The following is a 1278-nucleotide window of genomic DNA, read 5'->3' on the forward strand; positions in this document are numbered from 1 at the left end:
TCCCTCCAGGCCGCGGGGGGCCGCCGTCCCCACGGCCGCCGCCGGGCCGCGGGCGGCCGGCCCGGCGGCTGACGGTCGCGTCGCGCTCGCCCTCCAGGTCGGGCATGCGCAGGCCGAGCAGGGAAACCGGCCTGGCGTCACCGAGATCCGCGGCGGGGAACATGTCCTCGGCGGCGAGGATCCCGGGCCGGTCATCCTGGATGTCGGCCCGGTTGTCGGCATCCTCGTGGACGTTCCAGGGCCCGTCCGGCTCCCCGTACCCGCCCGGCCGGCGGGCGGCATCCGGCCCGGGGCCGTCTTCGTCACGCCTTCGCGCGGTCGTCACCGCTCACCACCGCCTCCCCCTCCCGTGGCGGGCCGCACCGGCCCCGGCCGGAATCGTCCACGAGACGCGATAACCCCAAATCCGCCGGATCCGGGCCGCCGCGACCACGGTATGCGCCAGCCGTTACGGATACGAGTCCCCTCGACAAGGAACAGTTACAAACTCGCTCCGAACCGCCGAGGCTCGCCCGATCTCCCCGCCAACGCCAGTAAACAACCCACCCACGGACGCCCAACCCGCGGGTCGGAATCCGGAATCCGGCCCACGCCGTTCACGCACCCCGACCGGGGTGGGTGAAACGCCCACACCTGCCGGCCGGGACGGGCGTTTCACCCTGGCACTCCAACCTCGATATCGCCGCCCGCCGTCCATCACCCACCGGCCAGCCACCGGCCAGCCACCGGCCAGCCACCGGCCAGCCACCGGCCAGCCACCGGCCAGCCACCGGCCAGCCACCGGAAGCATGATCCGCACGACTTTGTCGTCGCGTACGCTTTCCGGCCCGGTGAGCGTACCCAGCGACAAACTCGCGCCGGTCTTCCTCAGGCCGACCGCGACGCAGGCGCCGATCACGTCTTCCGGCCGCTCGTGGCGGCCGGCTCACCAAGGGCCGGCCGGTCGCCGCACATCGACCTGGGCTTCGGGAGGCTGACCGAGCTGCTCAAGTAGGAGATCGAGTTTCCGGCCGGTGTCGAGAGTGCGGGGGTGGGTGGGGCCGAGGACACGCCGGCGGCGTTGCCAGACCTCTCGGTACAGATCCCGCGCCTTCTCCTCTTCCCCGACGACGCGCAGGACGCCGGCGAGACTGCGCGCCGAGGCCAGAGTGTCGGGGTGGTCGTCACCGAGGATCCGCCGCCGGCGGGCGAGCGTGTCCTCGCACAGGGCACGGGCAGCCGGATAATCCCCCAACCCGGACAGGGCGTCGGCGAGACTGTGCGCCGAGGCCAGGGTGT

General features: G+C 73.1%; 1 protein-coding gene and 1 pseudogene. Both read right to left on the reverse strand.

The genetic code is table 11. The features are described from left to right. Positions 1 to 325: pseudogene (locus tag NBW84_RS23270) on the reverse strand (hypothetical protein); the annotation flags it as partial. Between the two features lie 600 nt (positions 326 to 925). Beyond that, a partial coding sequence (locus NBW84_RS23275; protein WP_250287412.1) for a tetratricopeptide repeat protein occupies positions 926 to 1278 on the reverse strand: 353 nt, incomplete at its 5' end.

It is taken from the genome of Protofrankia sp. CiP1_Cm_nod2 (assembly GCF_920664355.1).
In the GTDB taxonomy this organism is placed as follows: Bacteria; Actinomycetota; Actinomycetes; order Frankiales; family Frankiaceae; genus Protofrankia.